General features: G+C 44.0%; 18 protein-coding genes and 2 riboswitches. Of the genes, 10 read left to right on the top strand and 8 right to left on the bottom strand.

Going from position 1 to position 23,236, the window contains the following annotated elements:
• Window positions 1-469: 469 nt before the first annotated feature.
• Both FQ084_RS02770 and FQ084_RS02765 read left to right on the top strand, forming a co-directional pair.
• On the top strand, window positions 470-2,272 hold the full coding sequence (locus FQ084_RS02770; protein WP_149489096.1) for an FMN-binding glutamate synthase family protein: 1,803 nt from the start codon (window positions 470-472) through the stop codon (window positions 2,270-2,272).
• A gap of 89 nt (window positions 2,273-2,361) precedes the next feature.
• Entirely contained in the window at window positions 2,362-3,195 is an 834-nt protein-coding gene (locus FQ084_RS02765) for a phosphodiester glycosidase family protein (RefSeq protein ID WP_149489095.1), read from the top strand.
• Window positions 3,196-3,284: 89 nt separating this feature from the next.
• Here the strand turns inward: FQ084_RS02765 and FQ084_RS02760 are convergent, their stop codons facing one another.
• From FQ084_RS02760 to FQ084_RS02745, 4 genes are all read right to left on the bottom strand, one after another.
• Window positions 3,285-4,508: a vWA domain-containing protein gene (locus tag FQ084_RS02760; RefSeq protein WP_149489094.1), complete on the bottom strand. Its 1,224-nt coding sequence runs from the start codon at window positions 4,506-4,508 to the stop codon at window positions 3,285-3,287.
• Between the two features lie 87 nt (window positions 4,509-4,595).
• Window positions 4,596-5,462, bottom strand: a complete 867-nt coding sequence (locus tag FQ084_RS02755; RefSeq protein WP_149489093.1) for an AAA family ATPase — start codon at window positions 5,460-5,462, stop codon at window positions 4,596-4,598.
• 335 nt (window positions 5,463-5,797) lie between these two features.
• The gene (locus FQ084_RS02750; protein WP_262880635.1) at window positions 5,798-6,466 is read right to left on the bottom strand and encodes a hypothetical protein; all 669 of its coding nucleotides are present in this window, start codon (window positions 6,464-6,466) and stop codon (window positions 5,798-5,800) included.
• 268 nt (window positions 6,467-6,734) lie between these two features.
• The gene (locus FQ084_RS02745) at window positions 6,735-7,055 is read right to left on the bottom strand and encodes a YcgL domain-containing protein (RefSeq protein WP_149489091.1); all 321 of its coding nucleotides are present in this window, start codon (window positions 7,053-7,055) and stop codon (window positions 6,735-6,737) included.
• Between the two features lie 316 nt (window positions 7,056-7,371).
• Window positions 7,372-7,507: riboswitch (glycine riboswitch) on the top strand.
• A 54-nt stretch (window positions 7,508-7,561) separates the two neighbouring features.
• Window positions 7,562-7,715: riboswitch (glycine riboswitch) on the top strand.
• 164 nt (window positions 7,716-7,879) lie between these two features.
• On the opposite strand from FQ084_RS02745, the gene gcvT reads away from it, so the two are divergent.
• From gcvT to FQ084_RS02720, 5 genes are all read left to right on the top strand, one after another.
• Complete coding sequence (gene gcvT, locus FQ084_RS02740) at window positions 7,880-9,052, top strand: glycine cleavage system aminomethyltransferase GcvT (RefSeq protein ID WP_149489090.1); 1,173 nt, start codon at window positions 7,880-7,882, stop codon at window positions 9,050-9,052.
• Between the two features lie 69 nt (window positions 9,053-9,121).
• Window positions 9,122-9,502, top strand: coding sequence for a glycine cleavage system protein GcvH (gene gcvH, locus FQ084_RS02735; protein ID WP_149489089.1), 381 nt, complete (start codon window positions 9,122-9,124; stop codon window positions 9,500-9,502).
• A 316-nt stretch (window positions 9,503-9,818) separates the two neighbouring features.
• Window positions 9,819-10,577, top strand: a complete 759-nt coding sequence (locus FQ084_RS02730; RefSeq protein ID WP_188032875.1) for a nitroreductase family protein — start codon at window positions 9,819-9,821, stop codon at window positions 10,575-10,577.
• Between the two features lie 77 nt (window positions 10,578-10,654).
• Window positions 10,655-13,552 carry an aminomethyl-transferring glycine dehydrogenase gene (gene gcvP, locus FQ084_RS02725; protein ID WP_149489087.1) on the top strand — a complete coding sequence of 966 codons (2,898 nt, stop codon included), beginning with the start codon at window positions 10,655-10,657 and terminating at the stop codon, window positions 13,550-13,552.
• A 187-nt stretch (window positions 13,553-13,739) separates the two neighbouring features.
• Window positions 13,740-14,441 (top strand): esterase/lipase family protein, encoded by a 702-nt coding sequence (locus tag FQ084_RS02720; RefSeq protein ID WP_149489086.1) that lies wholly within the window; start codon window positions 13,740-13,742, stop codon window positions 14,439-14,441.
• A 3-nt stretch (window positions 14,442-14,444) separates the two neighbouring features.
• On the opposite strand, the gene FQ084_RS02715 is transcribed toward FQ084_RS02720, so the two are convergent.
• From FQ084_RS02715 to FQ084_RS02700, 4 genes are all read right to left on the bottom strand, one after another.
• Complete coding sequence (locus tag FQ084_RS02715; RefSeq protein ID WP_149489085.1) at window positions 14,445-15,767, bottom strand: ribonuclease D; 1,323 nt, start codon at window positions 15,765-15,767, stop codon at window positions 14,445-14,447.
• 172 nt (window positions 15,768-15,939) lie between these two features.
• Window positions 15,940-16,533 (bottom strand): recombination mediator RecR, encoded by a 594-nt coding sequence (recR, locus tag FQ084_RS02710; RefSeq protein WP_149489084.1) that lies wholly within the window; start codon window positions 16,531-16,533, stop codon window positions 15,940-15,942.
• 120 nt (window positions 16,534-16,653) lie between these two features.
• Window positions 16,654-16,983 (bottom strand): YbaB/EbfC family nucleoid-associated protein, encoded by a 330-nt coding sequence (locus tag FQ084_RS02705; RefSeq protein WP_068404078.1) that lies wholly within the window; start codon window positions 16,981-16,983, stop codon window positions 16,654-16,656.
• Window positions 16,984-17,082: 99 nt separating this feature from the next.
• Window positions 17,083-18,357, bottom strand: a complete 1,275-nt coding sequence (locus tag FQ084_RS02700) for an O-succinylhomoserine sulfhydrylase (RefSeq protein ID WP_149489083.1) — start codon at window positions 18,355-18,357, stop codon at window positions 17,083-17,085.
• A gap of 444 nt (window positions 18,358-18,801) precedes the next feature.
• Between FQ084_RS02700 and FQ084_RS02695 the strand changes: the two genes are divergently transcribed.
• The 3 genes from FQ084_RS02695 to dusA all read left to right on the top strand — a co-directional run bounded on the left by FQ084_RS02695 (window position 18,802) and on the right by dusA (window position 23,233).
• On the top strand, window positions 18,802-20,490 hold the full coding sequence (locus tag FQ084_RS02695) for a phospholipase D family protein (RefSeq protein ID WP_149489082.1): 1,689 nt from the start codon (window positions 18,802-18,804) through the stop codon (window positions 20,488-20,490).
• Window positions 20,491-20,772: 282 nt separating this feature from the next.
• Entirely contained in the window at window positions 20,773-22,074 is a 1,302-nt protein-coding gene (locus FQ084_RS02690; RefSeq protein WP_149489081.1) for an MFS transporter, read from the top strand.
• Window positions 22,075-22,261: 187 nt separating this feature from the next.
• Window positions 22,262-23,233, top strand: coding sequence for a tRNA dihydrouridine(20/20a) synthase DusA (dusA, locus tag FQ084_RS02685; RefSeq protein WP_149489080.1), 972 nt, complete (start codon window positions 22,262-22,264; stop codon window positions 23,231-23,233).
• The last annotated feature ends 3 nt before the right edge of the window (window positions 23,234-23,236 follow it).

Genomic DNA, 23,236 nt, shown 5'->3' with positions numbered 1-23,236 from the left:
AGTGGCTGCTACGCGTTGCGGGCAAACGCTTTTTTTACACCTTATGCCCCGTACTCGTCACAGCTTACAAGGTACTCTTTAGACCTTACCACCAGACACTGACAGTCGGCTTCCATTTTATTTTTAATATTGTAGAGGTTCTAGTTTATTGTACCCATGCTAAAAAACGTCATTGAGTAATAGCCTCAAGGCCACCATTTAAAGCAGTTTAAGCTTAAAAGCGGTAATTCTAAGGTCATTATTAGCAAGCCGTTACTCAATTAATATGGAGCCGTGATATTATAGGCGTATGATGTACGCCATCAATTTGAGCCCCTGCCTTTATGGTCGGCGCTTAAGTTGATGGCGCTTTGATTTATTTTAATGAGTATCATCCAATCCTTTTATACTGAATAACGAATAGCGGCAAAGTTACGAAATAACTTTCTGCCGCATTTTTAATTCCAATGTTTTACTGTTGAGTATTGTTATGCCCCAATCTCGTACCAATTTAAATCCAGAGCCTAAAACCAGCTCTCCTTATTTAGTCGGCGTATTTTTGCGCTATAGTACCTTTGCTGCCGCGGTTTTACTGTTTTTAGCCGGACTGTTACTGGCGAATTGGTGGCTCATCATTCTTGGCGGCTTCGGTGTGTGCCTGGGGATTTATGATATCACACAGTTAAAGCACGCTATTTTAAGAAACTATCCGGTTGCAGGCCACATTCGCTATGTGCTCGAAGACTTCCGCCCTGAAATTCGCCAATATTTACTGGAAAATGATAAAGAACAAGTACCTTTTTCGCGTCAGCAGCGTGCGTTGGTCTATCAACGTGCTAAAAATGTCAGTGATACCAATGCCTTTGGTACGCTAGACAATTTATACGCCCATGATAAAGAATGGTTTTTACAATCAGCCGTCAGTCAGCCATTAGAAAATAAAGATTTTCGCATCGTTGTCGGTGGTGAGCGTTGTAAGCAGCCGCATGATATGTCGGTATTTAATATCTCAGCAATGAGCTTTGGTAGTTTATCTGCCAATGCCATTATGGCGCTCAACCAAGGCGCGAAGATGGGCGGCTTTACCCATGATACCGGCGAAGGAGCAATCAGCCCTTATCACCGTAAATTTGGTGGTGATTTGATTTGGGAATTAGGTACCGGTTATTTTGGTTGCCGTGATGAGATAGGTAACTTTGATCCGCAGTCCTTTGCCGAAAAAGCCGTTGACCCGCAAGTAAAAATGATTGAGATTAAACTCTCACAAGGCGCAAAGCCAGGTCAAGGCGGCGTCTTGCCCGCCGAAAAAATTACCCAAGAAATCGCTGATACCCGTGAAGTACCGACTGGTCAAGATTGCGTTTCGCCCTCGTCGCATAGCGCTTTTAGCACGCCACGAGAATTGGTTGCTTTTTGGCAGCAGCTGCGTGATTTATCAGGCGGTAAGCCCGTTGGCTTTAAGCTATGTGTGGGGCAGCCGTGGCAATTTATGGCGATTGTGAAAGCCATGATAGAGATGGACAACTATCCGGACTTTATCGTTATTGATGGCGCAGAAGGCGGTACAGGCGCAGCGCCCGTTGAGTTCATGGACAATGTCGGCATGCCGATGGTTGAAGGGTTTATGTTGGTACACAATACCTTGGTTGGCGCTGGTATCCGCGACAAAATTAAGCTTGGCGTCAGCGGCAAGATCGTCTCAGGCTTTGATATCGCTCGCATGATTGCGCTCGGCGCTGATTGGTGTAACTCAGCGCGTGGCTTTATGTTTGCCGTTGGTTGTATTCAATCGCGCTCGTGTCATACCAATACTTGCCCGACGGGTGTTGCTACTCAAGACCCATATCGTCAAAAAGCGCTCGATGTGCCTAGTAAAGCGGAGCGCGTCGCCAGCTTCCATAAAAACACGCTTAAATCACTGGCCAGCATCGTTGGTGCGGTTGGTCTACAGCATCCGAGCCAATTGCAGCCTTATCATATTGCGCGCCGTTTAGATAACGGGCAAATCAAGCTGTTATCGAAGTTCTTTTACTTTGCTGACCAAGGTGCATTGCTTGAGCAAAACGCCCGTGCCGACGTATTTAACCAAATGTGGGTCATGGCAAATCCTGATAGCTTCCTCGCCAATAATGATGCTCTGATTGCTTATAACAAAGACTCGCGCGATCGAGGCAAAGAAACCAGCGCCCCAACAACGCAACAGCCAGAGGCTTTAATAGATATCGTCGATGGAGGCATGTTAATAGGCAACGTCAACAATACTTTTCGCGACCTTCCTATGACAAATGACTAAGTGAAAATGACTAAGTAAATAAGCGACAAAATATTGTAGAATCCTTACCATAAACAAATTCTGTCCACCGGCCAAAAGGCAAGTCATTGATGCCAAGCTCCATTTTCACCTTACCCCACTCTCTTTTGACAGCAGTGCTGGTTGCATTAAGCATCAGCGCCTGTCAGCCAATAGGCGCTGGTAAGTCTGATAACGTTACGGAAAACTGGTCATGTCAGTCGCAAACTGTACCGTTTGCTTATAGCGCTTGTCGTATTGATGGGCAGGCGTTATCAAACCCACGCTATTCTTTACAGCTGTTTTGGCAACAAGCAGATAACAGTGGTAATAATAACCAGCCATTGCTAACTTTCGACAATTTATTAGTGGCATTACCGCCTGAGCAAACGCTGGATTTTGCCATGAACGCGGGTATGTATAATGAAACTTATGCGCCGATTGGCTATACGGTTATTGAAGGTAAAGAGCTACGAGCGTTGAATCTTAAAGCAGGCGGCGGCAACTTTCATTTATTACCCAATGGGGTGATGTGGTGGGATAAGGCTGGCAAGGTGCAGATTACTGAAAGTAACGCTTTAGATAAGCAGCTTAGAAATGGTAAAGCACAGCCTTGGTATGCCACCCAATCAGGCCCTATGCTAGTCATCAACAATGAGATTCATCCGCAGTTCAATCCTGACAGTACCTCTATCAAACTTCGTAATGGCGTTGGTGTTTGCAGCGATGGTAGCCTACAATTTGTTAATAGCGAAGCACCTGTAAGCTTTTATCAGTTTGCCACGCTTTTTAGGAATGACTTAAACTGTCCAAACGCGTTATTTTTAGATGGTGGAATTGCATCGGCACTGTATGCACCGACTATCGATAAGCATGATAAAAAAGAGATGGGCGTTATGATTGGGCTTATTGAAACGAAAAAGTAGAAAGAGAAAAATAGCCGCTATACTTTATAACGGCTATTTTTATGTGCATTTCAATAAAAAATAAAGCAAATGACTCTTACACTTATCCATTAACGCGCCATATAATTGGTCATGTCTTCTATACCATGTAAGGTCATCGGATACATTTTATGATCGAAGAGTTTTTTAATCTCAACGATGGTTTGAGTATATTGCCAATACGCTGGGTTTTCAGGATTAAGCCAAGCGACTTTATCAAAATGCGCGAGCACCCTTTTTAACCAAACAATACCGGCTTCATTGTTCATATACTCAACGCTGCCGCCGACCGTCATCAGCTCATACGGTGACATCGAGGCATCACCGACAAAGATAACGCGGTACTCCCTACCATACTTATTAAGCAATTCAAAGGTCGGCATCGGTGCACTGTGGCGACGATTATTATCCTTCCAGACGTAGTCATATAAACAGTTATGAAAGTAAAAAAACTCTAAGGTTTTAAATTCATTCTTCGCCGCAGAAAACAGTTTTTCTAATGACTCCACGTGAACATCCATACTGCCGCCCACATCAAACAACATCAATACCTTAACGCGATTGCGGCGCTCAGCCTGCATATGAATATCTAGCACGCCTTTCTTTGCTGTACGCTTGATGGTTTCATGAATGTCTAGCTCATCAGCACTGCCGGTACGCGCAAACTGGCGCAAGTTACGTAGCGCCATTTGAATTTGGCGCGTGCCAAGTTGGCTGTCGTCATCGAGATTGCGATATTTACGCTGCTCCCAGACTTTGGCTGCGCTGCGTTTGCGTGATTCACCGCCTACCCGTACGCCCTCTGGATGATCGCCATACGCACCAAACGGTGACGTACCACCAGTACCAACCCATTTACTACCGCCTTGATGACGCTCTGTTTGCTCTTTAAGACGCTCCTCAAGCGCTTTCATCAGCTCCTCTAGCGAGCCATACTTTTTCAGCAAACGGCGCTGCTCTTCGGTCAGATTTTTTGGGTCTAACTTTAAATCCAGCCATTCTTTAGGAATATCCGTCAACTTGGACAACAACTCATCCATATCGAGACTGTCGACACCTTCAAAATAATCCGCCATGGCCCGATCGAACTTATCGAAATGGCGCTCGTCTTTAACCATACAAAGACGAATCAGACGGTACATATCCTCGCGACTGGCAAAAGTAGATAGCTCTGGATTCTCTGGATGCGGCTGCATCATCAGCCCTTGGTCTAACGCAGCATTTAGGTCGAGCAGCTCACGCGTACTAACAGGCACGCCGTAAGTACGTAAGGTATAGAACAATTTGATAAACATAAGATACGTATCACTTATTGGCTGATATGGTTACGATTTGGGCGCTTACCCGAGCTTTCTTGATGACATCACTACGCAAATATAAGCTTAACGACGCATCATGTTAGCAAAGCGCTGCAGCAAGCTCACATCGGCTTCATTTTTAAGCAGCGCACCATATAATGGTGGGATAGATTTTTCACCGCGCAAGTTTTCTTCTAACTCTGCTTGTGCCATGTCATCTGCCAATAACAATGTCAACCAATCAACCAATTCTGACGTTGATGGTGGTTTTTTAATTCCCTGAACATTGCGTAATTTATAAAAGATATCAAGCGCGTCATTGACCAGCTTTTCTTGAATATTAGGAAAATGCACCTCAATAATTTGGCGCATGGTTTCTTCTTCAGGGAAATCAATATAATGAAAGAAACAACGACGCAAAAACGCATCCGGTAGCTCTTTTTCATTGTTTGAAGTTATAATCACGACTGGACGCTGCTCAGCAGTAATGGTCTCGCCGGTCTCATAGACATAAAACGACATTTTATCAAGCTCATGTAGCAAATCATTGGGGAACTCAATATCGGCTTTATCAATCTCATCAATCAATAACACACTGCGCTCTTTACTGGTGAAGGCATCCCACAACTTACCAGGCTTGATATAGTTGCCAATCTCATACACCTTATCATCACCCAACTGTGAATCACGCAAGCGCGATACCGCATCGTATTCGTACAGCCCTTGCTCAGCTTTGGTGGTTGATTTGATATGCCAAGTAATCAGTGGCATACCCAAACTTTCAGCAACCTCTTCTGCCAGCAAGGTCTTACCGGTACCCGGCTCACCTTTAATTAACAGTGGTTTTTGTAGCATCATCGCCGCATTTACTGCCAGTTGTAAATCATCGGTAGCAATATAGCTTTGCGTACCGGTAAAGGTTTTCTTCGATTTATCGGTCGTGGTCGTCATAATTAGGTCTCAGTTATTGTTATAGATTAGGGGATTGAAAGGCAATTTTTGCATGATAAATAATAAATTAGATTAGCATAACCGTGCTGATTGCCCAAATACTCATGCGTTCGCAGTCACTAACAAATATTCTGCTGCGCTTTAATCCCTTATACCTTTAGCCAGCAGTAACTCCTCTCACATGAGAAATGGTTTCACATAAAAAAAGACACGCACTGGTGTCTTTTAAATTTATAAACATCTTATTAATCTGGTTATCTCTGCGCAGGTGAGGTGATTGTTAGTTTTAGGGATTTAGTTTTAAGCATGTACTTTAAAAAACTTATATCACCTTATTATTTATCAGATTTCTCAATATCAGGCTTGTTAGACGAGCTGCTGTTTTTCTTTAAGCTCACTTCAGCGTCAGACTTAGTGGCTAATGGTAACTTAGTCGACTGCTGATTTACATCAGGCTGCTGAGCCAAAGTGGAATTTTCTGCCAAATAATTACCTGTCGTTAGCTGCCTCGTCGCCTGTACATCTTCTGCCGTCCGGCTACGGGCTTTATCTAAGCTGGACTCAAACGCGCCGCGAATCAGCTGCCACATGAAGCCGACGAATAAGCCAACAACCAAGACCACTAATATAGGCAACATATTGGCAATCGCGCCAGCCGTGTCTTTCATCATAATCGCATAAACCACAGCGATACTAGCGGGGGCAATCACGCTAGGGTCACCAAGCGCCGTACCGGGTGCTAATAAAACGGCAAATAGTATCATCCAGCTCATACCGCCCAACGGGCGCGGCAAGACACGAGCAACCAGTACCCAAAGTATCAATACGATAATGACACCACCAAGATACGCATACATCGGTAAGTCCGCGGCTGGTACGTCTTTTACCAGCTGCCCCCACCAAATGGCAATTTCGCCAAGAATGTCACTGATGGCTTCCAAGGGTAAGCTCTGTAAGATACTTTTAAACCAGTCCATACGTGTTTGATTACCTGCGTTTATCACCGGCGACACGTTATGTGTCTAGCGGTAGAGAGTACGTTCTGTCGTACTAAAAATAAGGCCGATTACATAATCGACACGGGCACCTAATAATGCTGCTAGTTTATCACGACTTCCGAATAAAATGCATGCTGGCCACTGCTTAGTAACGTTTTTTAGCAATTGGCGGTTCGCTACTTACCTGCTTATTACCACTTGCCTATCAGTGTCTTCTATAATCGGACACCGTCTTAAATCACCTTGCTATAAAACTCTCTGCAAAAAATGCCCATTAATCATAAATATTGTCTTGTGCTTCACGAGCGCGTAATTCTGCTTGGCGGCGCATAACATCTTGTGGTGGCATTTGTACAAAATACCCTTGCGAGTTTAACTTTGCCAATACTTCTTCTTTATCGACACGAGCAAGCGTTGGCGTGGTTGCCAAGTCTAAATGCATCACAAACTGACTACGCCCTAAGCTTGCACGGAAGTCTTTAGGTAATACGCCAAGCCAGTCTTTAATCTCATCGGTATCATTAGGATAATCAGGACGGGCAATATAAACGTACATGTCGTCGTGTTTAGGAAATTTATAAATATCGCAATGCATAAAGGCACCTATTGAGCATTAAAGATTAGAAATCATCAATTAAAACAGTGAGCAAATGATTTATGTAAAATAGCTTCTATTAAACAATCTATGGAATAATGGTTGCTAGCCTAGCATAATTTGTCACACTTTCCATAGTGGCTTTGCGTAGCAGGCTTTAAAGAGATGGCTTTTGATTGCCTCTGGCTGGCGCAAAAAATCAGCTTGTTTTATCTATTGATTAACCTTAATGTCTCTAAAAAACAGCATTTTAGTTAAATTATTCATTTTAATCCATTCGGTGGCTTGTAAAAAAACCATTAACCTTTCATAATAAAAGCGTTTTTCAGGAGAGAGTCTTGAGCACGATATCGAGTGCACTCATTTAATGAGTTGCATTGATCATTGCGACAGGACCACCGAAGGCGCATACACCCTGCCAATCGCTCAGGTAAAAGGACTGAAAAACACATGTCATGACTGTTTCGCTGTCTACCGTCAATCGCGTGGCACACCCAAACATAAGGCATAACAAATCTGGAGAGCGGTAAGGACGGACGACGCCTTACCCACCGAAGGGGAGAAAATGCGACATCATTGCTACTGTTTTGCAAGCATCTGCTTAAACAAAAAATGATGGTTCGTGTTGAAAATCTCAGGTTACAGGACAGATAGGGCTTTTGCTTAAACCGACGTTCAGCGTCTGTTTGGCTGATTGCGCTATTTTTTCTGTGCTACCCTTGGTTGCAATGCTTGCACCCTGCAATATTGCTTCTCGTTACTATGATAATGCACATCGCTCATTACTCTACCGAGTACAACTGATGTTCACATAAGGATTTGTCATGACTGACACTCAAAACACCAACACCTCAGCCCCTAAACGCACGCCTCTTTACCAGTCTCACGTTGATAGTGATGGCAAACTGGTGGATTTTTCTGGTTGGGAATTACCAATCCATTATGGTTCACAAATCGAAGAACATGAAGCGGTGCGTACCGATGCCGGTATGTTTGATGTCTCACATATGGTTGTCGCCGATGTTAAAGGTAGCGATACCAAAGCATGGCTACAAAAGTTACTGGCCAATGATGTCGATAAACTAAAGATCGTTGGTAAAGCGCTGTATTCAGGTATGCTCAATGAGCAAGGCGGCATCATCGATGATTTAATCGTCTACCTAATGAATGAAGACGCGACCGAATATCGTATCGTCTCAAACGCTGCCACTCGCGATAAAGACATGGCACAATTTGAAAAAGTCGCTGAAGGTTTCGATATCACCATCACCGAGCGCCCAGAGCTTGCCATGATTGCCGTTCAAGGCCCAAATGCCGTTGAAAAGCTAGCGCAAACCAAACCAAGTTGGGCCGATACCTTGGCTGGTCTTAAACCTTTCGTTGGTGCTGACTTGACAGACATCGAAGGCACGGATTGGTTTGTTGCTCGTACGGGCTACACGGGTGAAGATGGTGTCGAAGTGATTATGCATGGCGACGATGCCCCAGCTTTCTTTGAGCAATTAAAAGCCAATGGCGTTAAACCTGCGGGCCTTGGTGCGCGTGATACCTTACGTATGGAAGCGGGCATGAACCTCTATGGTCATGACATGGACGAAGATATCAGTCCTTATGAGTGCAACATGGGCTGGACACTGGCGTTAAAAGACGAGCGTGATTTTATCGGTCGTGAAGCTTTGGTTAGCAAACGTCAGCAGGCAAAAGACGACAACACGGCCATGAAGCAAGTAGGTCTACTACTGACGACACGCGGTGTATTACGTGAAGGCATGACAGTAACCATCAATCAAGGCACGGACAATGAGCAAACTGGCATCATCACCAGTGGCACCTTCTCCCCTAGCCTAAAAAATTCGATTGCCATTGCCCGTGTACCTGCCAGCTTGTCAGATGAGGACAGTGTTCAGGTCGATTTGCGCGGCAAAGGCAAATTTGTTGATGTACGCGTTCTTAAGCTACCGTTTGTCCGTAACGGCAAGCAGCAGTTTGACTCGTAGTCATTATAAATTCTATTATTAGCTTCCACTATTTTTGTAAACCATCCTCTATCACTTAGGAGAGACACCATGAGCAATATCCCAGCAGAACTAAAATACATCGCCAGCCACGAGTGGCTACGCCTAGAAGACGACGGTACTATCACTGTTGGTATCACTGACCATGCTCAAGACCTATTGGGTGACGTGGTATTCGTTGAATTACCAGACGTGGGTGACATCATCGCCGTTGATGACGAAATCTCAGTGGTTGAGTCAGTAAAAGCTGCCTCTGACGTTTATGCGCCTATCTCAGGTGAAGTGATTGCCATCAACGAAGCGCTAGAAGATGACCCAGAAATCATCAACTCTGATCCATATGGCGAAGGTTGGTTCTTCCGAATGAAGCCTGACAACATCGCTGACTATGAAGCACTAATGACGGCTGATGAGTACGAAAACGAGCTGTAATATCAGTTTAATACTCTCATCTAAAAGCGACATTTCAATTAAATATCGCGATTTATAAAATAAAAACAGAATCTATTATCATAGATATCGGCGTCAGCTGGTATCTATAGGCTCTACTTTAAATCATATTTATCAAATATGCAGTGAGTGTTAAAAGCCACATGTAAAAATACTTTGCTATTCACAATTATCATTCAATTTTATTATTCCAACTGCTAGCCAATTTATTCGTATGCATCACTTGTCAGACGCTATTGAAGAGACCCACTCAATACTGACCCAAGTTGATCATTCACTCCACAGCATGGATTCTCATATGACCTCTGATACTGATAAGCAAGCAAATATTGCCACGCCTGACAATACGCCACAGCTACAAGCGTTTCGTGAAGTGGTCGAGTCACGTCGTTCAGTTCGTCGCTTTACCGATACACCGATACCTGATGACGTATTAGCAGACTGTTTGCGTCTGGCCATGCTAGCGCCAAACTCCAGCAATCTGCAGCCGTGGGAGTTTTATGTGATCGATGATGCTGACAAACGCAAACGTGCGGTAAAAAACTGCATGAATCAAAACGCGGCAAAAACCTCAGCGCGCCTAATCGCTGTCGTTGCGCGTACCGATGTCTGGCAGGACCATGCCAAGCAAATATTGCGTGAATACCCTGATACACCCGTACCAAAAAAGGTCAAAGACTACTATACCAAAGTCGTGACCATGGACTTTTTACGTGGTCCTGCCAACGTAGTATCAGCGGCCAAATGGGGTGCAACTCAAGTAGTGAGACGTATAAAAGGTCCGATTAAATCACCCTACTATACCTTTGAAGATACTAAAAACTGGGCAACCAATAATACCGCTCTTGCGGCCGCAAACCTGATGCTCGCACTACGCGCGCACGGCTTTGATAGCTGTCCGATGGGCGGCTTCGATGAGCCTGCCATGAAGCGGCTGTTAAATCTAAGCGACGATCAACATATTATTATGATGATTGGTGCTGGCGAGCGTGCTGATAATGGCGTCTACAACACTCAGTTCCGCTTTAATCAAGAGCAGTTTGTCCATTACGTGTAAAACCGTAAGCCGTTATTTTATTTTATTTTATTTTATTTAAGTGAAACTCTTTATTACTCCCTTAACCAAGGACTGTTATGACTATCTCTCAAAACCCAACGTTTGATACCTTTCAAGGTTTATTCAACGAAGCTGAATTTGTTTATCGTCATATAGGCTCGAATGAGACTAAGCAAGCTGATCTGCTCAGCGCAGTTGGCTATAAAGATATGGCTAGCTTTATTAATGATACCGTGCCTGAGCCAGTGCGCTTGCATAAAGAGCTAGATTTGCCAGTCGCGATGAGTGAGCATGCTGCCCTAGCTAAATTGCGCGCGATGGCAGACGACATCACGGTTAATAAGAGCTATATCGGTCAAGGCTATTCGCCGGTACGTATGCCAGCGGTGATTCAACGTAACGTCCTTGAAAATCCAGGTTGGTATACGGCTTATACGCCATATCAAGCTGAGATTGCCCAAGGTCGCCTTGAAGCCCTGCTCAACTTCCAACAAGTTTGTATCGATCTGACTGGTCTTGAGCTTGCTGGCGCGTCATTACTTGATGAAGCAACGGCCGCAGCAGAAGCCATGGCAATGTCTAAGCGTGTGAGCAAAAGCAAATCAACGCAGTTTTTCGTTGATGACCGTGTCTATCCACAAACCTTAGACGTCATTAACACCCGTGCCAAGTATTTTGGTTGGGAAGTGGTTGTTGGTGATTTTGAAACTGCTAAATCAGGCGACTATTTTGGGGCATTATTCCAATACGTCGGTGTTGAAGGTGATGTGAAAGACTTAACCGACGTTATCGCTGCCGTTAAGAAAAACAAAACTTATGTGAGCGTCGTCAGTGACATCATGAGCTTGGTGTTACTAAAGTCACCAGCTGACATGGGCGCAGACGTGGCATTGGGTAGCACCCAGCGCTTTGGTATTCCAATGGGCTTTGGTGGTCCACATGCCGCTTATTTTGCGTTCTCTGATAAAGCCAAGCGCTCAGCACCTGGTCGTATTATTGGCGTCTCAAGAGATTCGCAAGGCAATACTGCCTTACGTATGGCACTACAAACTCGTGAGCAGCACATCCGCCGCGAAAAAGCCAACTCAAATATCTGTACGTCACAAGTCTTGCTAGCCAACCTAGCCGGTATGTATGCCGTCTATCATGGTCCAAATGGCGTGAAGCGTATTGCTACTCGTATTCATGCCTTTGCTACTGCCTTTGCTGATGTCATTAAAAATGCTGATGATAGCAACTTAAGCGTGGTACATGATCAATTCTTCGATACCGTTGTTATTGATTGCGGTTCAGAGAAATTAGCGACCCAGATTTTTGAAAATGCGGACAATGTTGGCTATAACTTATGGCGTCTAGGCGACAGTAAATTAGGTGTAGCATTTAGTGAAATCAGCGATCAGCACGACTTCAATGTCTTAACTCAGCTATTTGTTAGTAAATCACACGATTTACCTGAAACAGCTCGCGTATCACTCGATAGCGCCCACTTGCGTACCGATGATATCTTGACCCATCCAGTCTTTAACTCACATCATACTGAACATGAAATGTTGCGCTACTTAAAGTCGCTTGAAGACAAAGATTTGGCGATGAACCGTAGCATGATTTCACTTGGCAGCTGTACCATGAAATTGAACGCCACCAGTGAGATGCTGCCGATTACATGGCCTGAATTTGCCAACGTCCATCCTTTTGCACCGCGCGATCAAGTCACGGGCTACATTGCCATGATTGATAGCTTGCAAGAACAGCTTAAAGCCATCACTGGTTTTGATGAAGTGTCTATGCAGCCAAACTCTGGCGCTTCAGGTGAATATGCTGGTCTATTAGCAATCCGTCGTTACCATGAGTCATTGGGCGAGACTGGCCGTGATGTTTGCTTGATTCCAATGTCAGCGCACGGTACCAACCCTGCGACTGCCATGATGATGGGTATGCAAGTGGTCGTGGTCAAAACCGATGACAATGGTAACGTTGATATCGATGACTTAACCGCTAAATGTGAAGAGCATAGCGCCAACCTAGGTGCGTTGATGATTACGTATCCATCGACGCATGGAGTGTTTGAAGAAGGCATCCGTCATATTTGCGATTTGATTCATAAGCATGGCGGTCAAGTCTATATGGACGGCGCCAATATGAATGCGCAGGTAGGCATGATGCAGCCTGCCGATGTCGGTGCCGATGTATTACACATGAACTTGCATAAAACTTTCTGTATCCCTCATGGTGGCGGCGGTCCAGGTATGGGTCCTATTGGTATGAAGGCACACTTGGCACCATTTATGGCCAACCATACCCTAAGTCCGGTACACAATGCGCAAAACGACTGCTCAGCAGTATCGGCAGCCCCTTATGGTTCAGCAAGCATTTTGCCTATCTCATGGATGTATATTGCCATGATGGGCCGTGATGGTCTGCTAAAAGCAACGGAGCTGGCGCTATTAAATGCCAACTATGTGGCCACTCAGCTTAAAGACCACTACCCTGTGCTTTATACAGGCAAAAATGGCCGCGTTGCTCACGAATGTATCATCGATATTCGTCCATTGAAGGAAGAAACTGGCATCACTGAAAGCGATATTGCTAAGCGCTTGATGGATTATGGTTTCCACTCACCAACGATGAGTTTCCCAGTAGCAGGGACCTTGATGATTGAGCCAACTGAATCTGAATCTAAAGAAGAGTTAGATCGCTTTATCAGCGCGCTTCAATCTATCAAAGCCGAGGCTATGAAAGCTAAAGCTGGCGAAGATGGTTGGACGCTAGAAGACAATCCGTTGGTAAATGCACCGCACACCGCTGCTATGGTGACCACTGGCGAATGGACACATCCATACAGCCGTGATACGGCTGCATTCCCACTGCCTTACATTCGTGCCCATAAGTTCTGGCCGAGTGTGGCACGCGTTGATGACGCTTATGGTGATAAGAACCTGATGTGTTCTTGCCCAAGTATCGAAAACTATATGTAATCGTATTTTTCGATAAATCATAAACAGTTTTTTATAAAAAAAACCTCCAAGTCAGCAGCTGATTTGGAGGTTTTTACTTTTTCTACTCTTAGCCACTAACTTAAAAGGCAATGTCATTGGTACTTAAATTACCATTAAGAGACTTATATAATAAAATATCAGTGAAATCACTTTTTTGGATAATAATATGCAACAAACAAACCGCGTCATTCTTATTCACGGTCTGCATCATGCTCCATTTATCATGCGTCCATTAGCTAAACGCTTGCAAGCAGCAGGATTTGATACCCATCAATATGGCTATCGTAGTATGCGTGATGGCATCAAAACCAATAGCGCACGTCTCAATAGCTGGCTAGAAAAGCATCACCATCTTGACCAGCCCATAGATTTAGTCGGTCACAGTTTGGGTGGGCTGATTATTCGTGATTTTGTCAATCAATATCCGAAATGGCAAATAGGACACTGCGTCACGCTCGGTACACCGCATCTAGGCAGCGTTTGTGCAGACTATATTTGGCGCTTAATCCCCGCTGTGGTAGGGCACTCTTATGTCGATGCACTAGATGGGACAGTCGCCCCATTACCGAAACATATTACCCTTGGAGTGATTGCTGGAAATCGCCCTTATGGTATGGGACAGTTAGTTTTGCATCATCATAACCGTAAGCTGCTTAAAGCAGACCTACCGCCATTGAAGCAGCAACTTGTGCATGATGGCACAGTATATGTCGAAGAAACCAAAGTTGAAGCAGCGGTCGATCATATCGTTATGCCAGTCTCGCATACTGGCATGCTGGTCAATAAAAAAGTCGCCAACCAAGTGATATATTTTTTGCAATACGGAAAGTTCAAGCGCTCATCGCCATTGAATGTCAATCGTGATTAAACGCTAGACATTAATTCCCATACCTTGTTGTAGCTCGATTTTATGCGCTGCAATAACAGGAATCAAGGTTTGTATGACCCATTCGCTGCGCCAACCTTTTAACCCTTCTGGTAACTCGCTTAGTTCTTTATCAAAAGCAATCACTTCATATAATTGCCCTAGCCATTTTTTACGCATCAATACACTAGCAGGCACTCCTGTTATTTGCGCTTGCTCATCTATCGCCTGTTGCACCGCTTTTGATAGCACTTTATTTTTTGAGCGATACGGCGGCAATAGACAGTCTGGGTGCTCAGCAGGATGCAGATTTTTTGCTTCTTTGATGACCTTCAGCAGTTCTTCACCATATAGCCGCAACATACTCCGGTGCATCGTGGTTTTATGAGCGAGCTCCCGCATATTGCTTGGCTTTTCAGTGATAATCTCCCGTACTGCTTGTTTTTTTATCACAAAGGTACGCGGCTGATTGGTCGCACGTGCCAGTTCCTCACGCCACGTCGCAACCGCTTGTAGTATCGCCATTTGCTCCGAAGTATAACGATAATCTGCCATCGTTAGATACATTGCGTCGTCTTCAACATGCTGCGCGTCATATAAATCACGGGCATAAAGTTGGCAGTCAGCCCATACATAATCGTATAAACCTTTCTTTTTTAACTCATACTCAAGGCTCAAATAAAGCGCTGGCAAAAACCGCACATCATCAATCGCATATTGCTCTTGCTCATCTGATAGCGGACGCTGTAGCCAATCTGATTGGCTGTGTTCTTTATCGATATGCATATCTAGCTGATCATCAAGCGCCTGCTGATAACCCATTTGCAGCTGGCCCGTTAAATAAGAGAGCGCAATTTGCGTGTCAAAAATATTGGTCAACGGTGGACAACCAGATAATAGATAAAAAATCCCCAAATCTTCACCGCACGCATGCCAAATCGCGACATCTACTTTACGAAGCGCTTCCCAAAAACCCCCTAATTGCAATTGCGGCGCATCTAATAGATAGACATGATCGCCAATATTCAGCTGCACCAGCGCCAAGCGCGGATAATAAGTATCGCGCTTGATAAACTCGGTATCTAAGGCCACACGCCCGCAAGTCGCTAACGCCTGAATCACTTCGTCTAAACCACTTTGCTGCCGTACCCAAGTAATAGCAACCTCATCAGCGATGTCCAATAGTGCATCGATATCTGGTTCGGGCGGTAAATCGGCTGACTTTATCTCAGTACTGATTGAGGGTTTTGATGATTCGTCATCAATATCAATAGCAGCATTGTCTGTGGTATTTGATTGGGTGGAAGCGGTTGAAGCATGGTTAGACACGGGCAGATACCTGCATAAATAAGAGAAAATAAAACGCTAAATCACGTCTTAATAAAATGAGAAACGAAAACAATAAGGGTTACAACAGTAGTAAAGCAATTATAACAATTTCATGAAATAAAGTGGACAAGACTTGGTTTTATAAAAAAATGATAAAAAGGGTGTAGAAAGTCTATAGAAAGGAGCGATTTTGCATGGCTTGCCCAAGGGTCATACTATCAAGGTATTCAAGCTCACCGCCCATCGGTACACCTTGCGCCAAACGCGTCACTTTATTGACATGACGACTGACCGCTTCACTGATAAAGTGGGCGGTAGTCTGCCCTTCGACAGTGGTGCCAGTAGCCAGTATTAACTCCTCAACTGGCTCTTGTTTGACACGCCAGACCAGCTGCTCAATATTTAAATCATCGGCACTAATGCCATCAATCGGTGATAAGTGACCGCCTAACACAAAGTAGCGCCCACGATAGCCCGCGGTTTGCTCGATAGCCATCACGTCTGCTGCGGTTTCGACCACGCATAATAGCCCATCATCACGCCTAGGATCTTGACATAATGGACAAACTGCCTCGTCGCTAAAGCTATGACAACGCTGGCATTCAACGATATCCCTCATCGCCTCATCAAGTGCTTGTGCTAGCGCCATACCTTGCGGACGTTTCTTGGTAAGCAGATGTAACGCCATACGTTGGGCACTTTTCTGCCCCACGCCCGGCAAAATACGCAGCTGTTTGACCAGCTGATCAAATTTGGCTGTCAGCAAAGTGTCTTCCTTTATTTATAAATCGTAGCTATAAAAATGGGGTCGTATCGTGTCGATAACAACCCCATTTTTATTTTTAAAAAGCAGTTTTTCACGCTTAGAAGCTTAAGAGCCAGTTACTTAGAACAGACCTTGCATACCTGGTGGTAGACCCATACCTGATGTCGCGCCAGCCATGGTTTCTTCATATAGCTCATCTGCTTGACGCACCGCATCATTAATAGCAGCAGCGATTAAGTCTTCGATCATATCAGGCTCATCTTCCAATAAGCTTGGATCAATGGTCAAACGCTTAACCACGTGGCGACCTGTCATAGTGACTTTTACCAGACCACTGCCCGCTTCCGCTTGCACTTCTTTATTGGCCAGCTCTTTTTTAGCATTTTCAACGTTTGCTTCCACTTTCTTTTGCATCGTTTGTGCTTGTTGCATCAATGCTTGAATATTCATAGTTGCCTCTTTGTCTTTTATAGTAATGAGTAGTGATTAATAACTACTGATGATTAATAACGTAAATTTCATCGGTTGACGGTGATTATACCTTTATCTTCATAAACTGTCTAAACCACGCGCCAAATCTTTAATGATATCTTCCACATCTTCCAAACCGACCGACAAACGGATGAGACTATCTTTGACACCTGCTTCTGCACGCGCCTCAGCTGTTAGGCGAAAATGAGTGGTGGTCGCCGGATGAGTAATGGTAGTCTTGGCATCGCCCAAATTATTGGTGATAGAGACCATTTGCGTTGAGTCAATCACATGCCAAGCAGCGGCTTGTGCATCACGGCTATCAGAAGCCTGCACTTCAAAACCCATGATAGCACCATAGCCACCTTTCATATGATGTTGATGGGTAGCAAGTTCATGAGCGGGATGATCGCTCAAACCTGGGAAATGCACGGTACTAACATTAGGATGATTGACCAAAAACTCTGCCACTTGATTGGCATTGTGACAGTGCGCTTGCATACGCAATTTAAGCGTCTCAAGCCCTTTGGTAAAGACCCATGCATTAAATGGACTCATACTGATACCGCCTGAACGCACCACCGTAAATGCTTCTTGCATCAGCTTATCACTACCGACCAACGCGCCGCCCAATACTCGACCCTGACCATCTAAGTATTTAGTCGCAGAGTGAATCACCACATCAGCACCTAGGTCTAATGGCCGCTGCAATGCTGGCGTGGCAAAGCAATTATCGACGACCAATAAGATATCATTGGCTTTACATAGCTGACTTAAATATCCAATATCACAAATCTGTGCCAACGGATTACTGGGGCTTTCGCAATAAATTACCTTGGTATTCGACTGAACCGCATTTGCCCAAGCCTCATTATCAAAGCAATCAACATAACTGACTTCAACGCCGAACTTCGTCATATAATTATTAAACAAGCCAATCGATGAGCCAAATAGTTGATTGGCTGCTAGCAAGTGGTCGCCCGCTTTTAAATAGGCTAAGCACATGGTCAAAATCGCACCCATACCTGAAGCCGTCGCAACGGCGCGCTCACCATTTTCAAGCGCTGCTAAACGACGCTCAAAGGTACGCACACTTGGATTGGTATGACGTGAGTAAACGTTGCCTGTCTTATCTCCATTAAAATGTGCGGCTGCATCTGCCGCCGACTCATACACATAAGAGCTGGTGGTAAAAATAGCTTCTGAGTGTTCGCCCTCATCTGTACGATGTTGACCCGCCCGTACGGCGATAGTCTGCATACCATAATCGAGTTCTAAGTTGAGCGCGTCACTGCGCCAGTTAGGGTCTAACTTATTCAAATTTTTATTATCATGCACTTGCGACTGACTCATAATTCTTCCATTGCACTGGTTATTATTAAACATACGGCTTATTTCGATTATAAACAGCATTTATTCGCGTTATCATAGCATGGCAACTTATTCCAAACAGCTGGTTTCAAAGGCGTGCTAATTATTATTTTTGAATACCCTATATTAGGCACTTAGGATGAAAACGTGCTGATACATTTATAAAGATGAGATGCAAGCGCAGGCGATGACTGTACGATAGGTACATCATAACCAAAAAACTCGCCGTATCTAACAAAAATAACGTATTTATAATAGGCACAGATGATGACAACTGTTAAGCTTACCGGCGCTTTTAATATTGCCTTGAGCGATATCATCATACGCCTCATAATCAGTGCTTTCATCGGTAAAAACAGCAAGCAAATATAAGCCCGTTATTCACAAGCGCTTTATTACATTCAGGCTCATTAAGGTGTCTCATTTATGTCGATGTTTAGTATAGAACCAAGCAACTTATCGCTGAGTTTAACGCTGGGACTAACCTTAAGTCTTAGTGGATGTCAGAGTTTGCCAAAGCAGCCGCACTTGCCTGAAAGTCAAGCTTTATCAGCGCGTGTTGACGCTTTATACCAACAAAGCAATGAACCACAAGACAACACTAGTCAAAGCAATAACACTCAAGACAGCAGCCAAAAAAATAGCCCAAATACAAATCCAAAAAGCAACAGTACGGATTTGGTGGCAGCCATCAGTGAACAAAACGAGATTCACCCTGATTTATCCGGTTACCATCCGATTGTGACTGGTGCCAATGCGTTTGCTGCACGCAGTATTTTGACTGGCATGGCCACGCGTAATATCGATGCACAATATTATATTTGGCACGATGACCAAGCCGGACAGCTGATGCTCAAGGACTTATGGAATGCCGCCGAGCGCGGGGTTGTTGTACGATTATTGCTAGATGATTTTAATAACAATGCCAAGTTTGATCAGCATTTATTACGTTTTGCCAGTCACCCCAATATTGCGGTACGTATTATCAATCCATTGATGCACCGTAAATTTCAAACCTTAAATTACGTCACTGGTCTACCGCGTATCAATCGGCGCATGCACAATAAAAGCATGATTTTTGATAAGCAAATCACCATTATTGGTGGGCGTAATATTGGTGATGAATATCTAAGCAACGATAAAAACAGCCAATTTGCGGATTTAGACGTTTTGCTGATTGGTAAAGTCGTTGCTGACATTGACAATAGCTTTGCCAGTTATTGGTCAGCACCCATCTCCTTTGATATCGAAACCCTAGCCACTTTGAATAAAGGCGAGACCACTGATTTCTTAGACGGCTTAGATAAGCTAAAAGAGGATGAGAAAAACGACAGCAGAAGCAGTTTATCAGTGTATAAAACTGCTATCGAAGACTCTTCTATTGATACCGACTTAATCAATAAGCGCGTGCCCTTTCGCTGGACGGACATGCAGTTTTTGAGTGATGACGTCGGTAAATTGACCAAAACTGTCCCAGCGGATACCAATTTGGTCCATCAATTGCGCACTTTGTTAGGCAGCCCAACCAAGCGTCTTACTATTATCTCATCTTACTTCGTACCGACCAAAGACGGTGTCAATACGCTGGTCAAATTGGCTGAAGCGGGCATTGATATCAAGATTTTGACCAACTCTTTTGATGCCACTGATGTGACCGCCGTACATTCTGGCTACAGTCAATGGCGTCCTAACCTGCTGCGTGCAGGGGTAAAAATCTACGAGCTAAAATCAACGGCTTCTGCAGAAAAACGTGAAAATAAACTCTGGAAGGCGAGCAGTCAATCGTCAACCAGCTTGCATGCCAAAACTTTTGCCGTTGATGACTATCAAGTATTCATTGGCTCATACAATGTCGACCCGCGCTCCGCTAACATCAATACGGAGATGGGCGTGATTATCAATGATAATGAGCTAGCCAAACAGTTACATGATGCGCTCAGCGATGACTTGTTGAGCCAAGCTTATGAAGTAAAGTTATTAGAAAATGGTAATTTACAGTGGCATACCGTGGAACGAGGCAAAAAAGTCATTTATGATTCAGAGCCGCGCGTTGATATCAGTGATCATGTTTGGCTGACCATCATGTCATGGTTACCTATTGATTGGTTATTATAAGCGTCAATCCCCTTACCTTTACTTCCTCATCTTTATTAAGTTACCCATATTTAATCACTTGTATTCATAAACGCTTATTTTACAAATTGTATGATAGTGACAGCGACTTGAACGAGATAGGTTAAGTCGCTAATTTAACGCTGAAGTATTTTTTAGTACAAAACATTATCTTTGCGGCAAATCATTAGCCCGTTATCTTGATTTGTCGTTTTTTATTATGGCCAGTTATCTAGATAGTAACCGGCTTCACAACCTCTCCACTATGTGTATGCGTGATATATTATGCCCTCTCGTTCTCAATATGCCTTGATGTCTTCTAAAGATAGAAATGCGATACTGTTTGTTTGCTTTAACAGCGCCGTTGCGTTTTTTGATTTTTTGATTTATTTATATCTTGCAGATATCATAGCAGCCACCTTTTTACCTGCCAATGCTGACGCTACGGTTGCCACTCTGCAAGGGCTTGGGCTTTTTGCAATTGGGTATTTGGCGCGTCCATTTGGCGGCATCATCTTTGGGCGCTTTGGTGATATTAAAGGACGAAAACCTATACTATTAATCAGCATATTGGTGACTGCCGCAAGCTTATTAGCGATGGCATGCTTACCAACACATGCACAATGGGGTCTGGTTGCGCCCACCTTATTTATTGCCCTACGCCTGATACAAGGGATGGCATTCGGCGTTTTTGTACCGCTTGCTTGGGTTTTTGTCTCGGAACATGTACCACGCCAATATTTATCAGTCGCCTGTAGCTATGTGACCGCCAGCTTTTATGTTGGCGTTCTATTCTCCAACGCCTTTTTCCTTTGGCTGACCAACTCCATGACTACTGAGCAATTGGCTGATTACGGTTGGCGTATACCCTTTTTTGTCGCAGCGTTACTGAGCGTTTTACCCTTGTTGGGATGGCGCTGGATAGATGAGTCACCATTTTTTATTGCCATGAAAGAATCAAAACCACGTGATTATGTTGCCAAGCCCTTTACTTTGCTCTTTAAGCACTGTAAACACTCTATCTTTATCGGGTTGGTTCTCACTGTCATTATCGCTAGTATAACGACCGTCATTGTCCTATTATTACCAGATTTAATTGAATTGCGCTTTACTCTTGATAATGACTTGTTTGGATTTTCACACAGTTTGGGCATTGTGTTTATGATTTTTGGCTGTGTGTTCTATGGCATCATATCTAATCATCAAAATTTTGGTAAAGTGTTGGCCATTGGTTCCATCTTATTGATTGTACAGATGCTTGCTTTCTTTTATCATCTGCAAACCAGTGGCGACTATATTCTTATTATGTATGCGCTTTTAGGTTTTTGTGCTGGTATTGTTGGCATGATACCCGCTATTCTTGTGCAACTATTTCCGACCAATGTACGACTAACAGGTATGGCTCTTTGTTATAATCTTTCCTATGGTCTTGTTGGGGTATTGGTTCCTTTCGCGCTCGGTTACGCCACTTTATATGTGAGTTTCTCGCCCGCCTTATACATCGTATTTATCGGATTTATCGGCATCATTATGGGTATCTACTTTTATAATTTGCCCGAATTTAGACAAATTAATGAGGTTATTTAAGAAGTGGCTATTCAATTTAGCCTTACTTTGCTTTGCCATTGATTTTTCTATCCTTTAACCAATATAACCCTAGTGATAAAAAAAGCGCCATGCATCTATAAGTTATGGCGCCTTGTCTACTCTCATTTTAAATATACTTAAAAACGCAGTTAAAAGTATTCATGCTTAATAACGAGGTTTAACCATAATGGTTGATATGACCAACAAACGACTCTCTGTTGCGCCTATGATTGATTGGACGACGACAGATTATCGCTACTTTGCCCGTCTTTTTAACTCACATGTCTATTTATATACTGAGATGATTAGTACGGGCGCGCTGATACATGGCAATCGCGCGCGGCATCTACGCTTTGATGCCCTTGAGCATCCACTTGTGCTACAGCTGGGCGGAGCAGATATTGTTGAGATGACTAAATGTGCTGAATTTGCGCAGCAGCACGGCTATGATGAGGTCAATATTAACGTTGGCTGTCCCTCTGATCGCGTCCAACATAATAAGATTGGTGCTTGCCTAATGGCAGAACCTCATACGGTTGCAGACTTGGTCAAGCACATGCAAGCGGCGGTCGATATTCCAGTAACCGTCAAGCATCGTATTGGAATTGATGATTTTGACAGTTACGAGTTTATGGTAGATTTTGTAGAAAAAGTAGCGGCAGCAGGTTGTACGCGCTTTATTGTGCATGCGCGTACGGCATGGCTACAGGGCTTGAGCCCGAAGCAAAATCGTGAAATACCGCCATTACGCTATGACGATGTGTATCGTTTAAAACAAGACTTTCCAGCGCTTGATATCGAGATTAATGGTGGTATCGAGACCGTCGCTGATATTAAAGCGCATTTGCAGCATATCGATGGGGTGATGATCGGACGGGCATTTTATCATAACCCTTACTTATTGGCAGAAGCCAATAGCTTATGGGGCGAACCCAGCCCTAAGCGCTCAGATATTTTAGCGCAGCTATATCCCTATCTAGAAGAACAAATCGCTAAAGGCGAAGCGTTGCCAACGATGACGCGGCATTATTTAGGGTTATTCCAAGGTTTGATGGGTGCTCGCAAATGGCGACAGGCTTTGAGCGGTAAACCTCAATTGACGATTGACGATATTAAGTACGCAGCGACTGAAGTCTTAGCATTAAACCCAGATGCTTAAAGA

The sequence above is a fragment of the Psychrobacter sp. ANT_WB68 genome, from assembly GCF_008369115.1.
Lineage (GTDB): Bacteria > Pseudomonadota > Gammaproteobacteria > Pseudomonadales > Moraxellaceae > Psychrobacter.
Note: the sequence above shows the minus strand (reverse complement) of the source record. Positions and strands in the feature narration are given on the sequence as shown.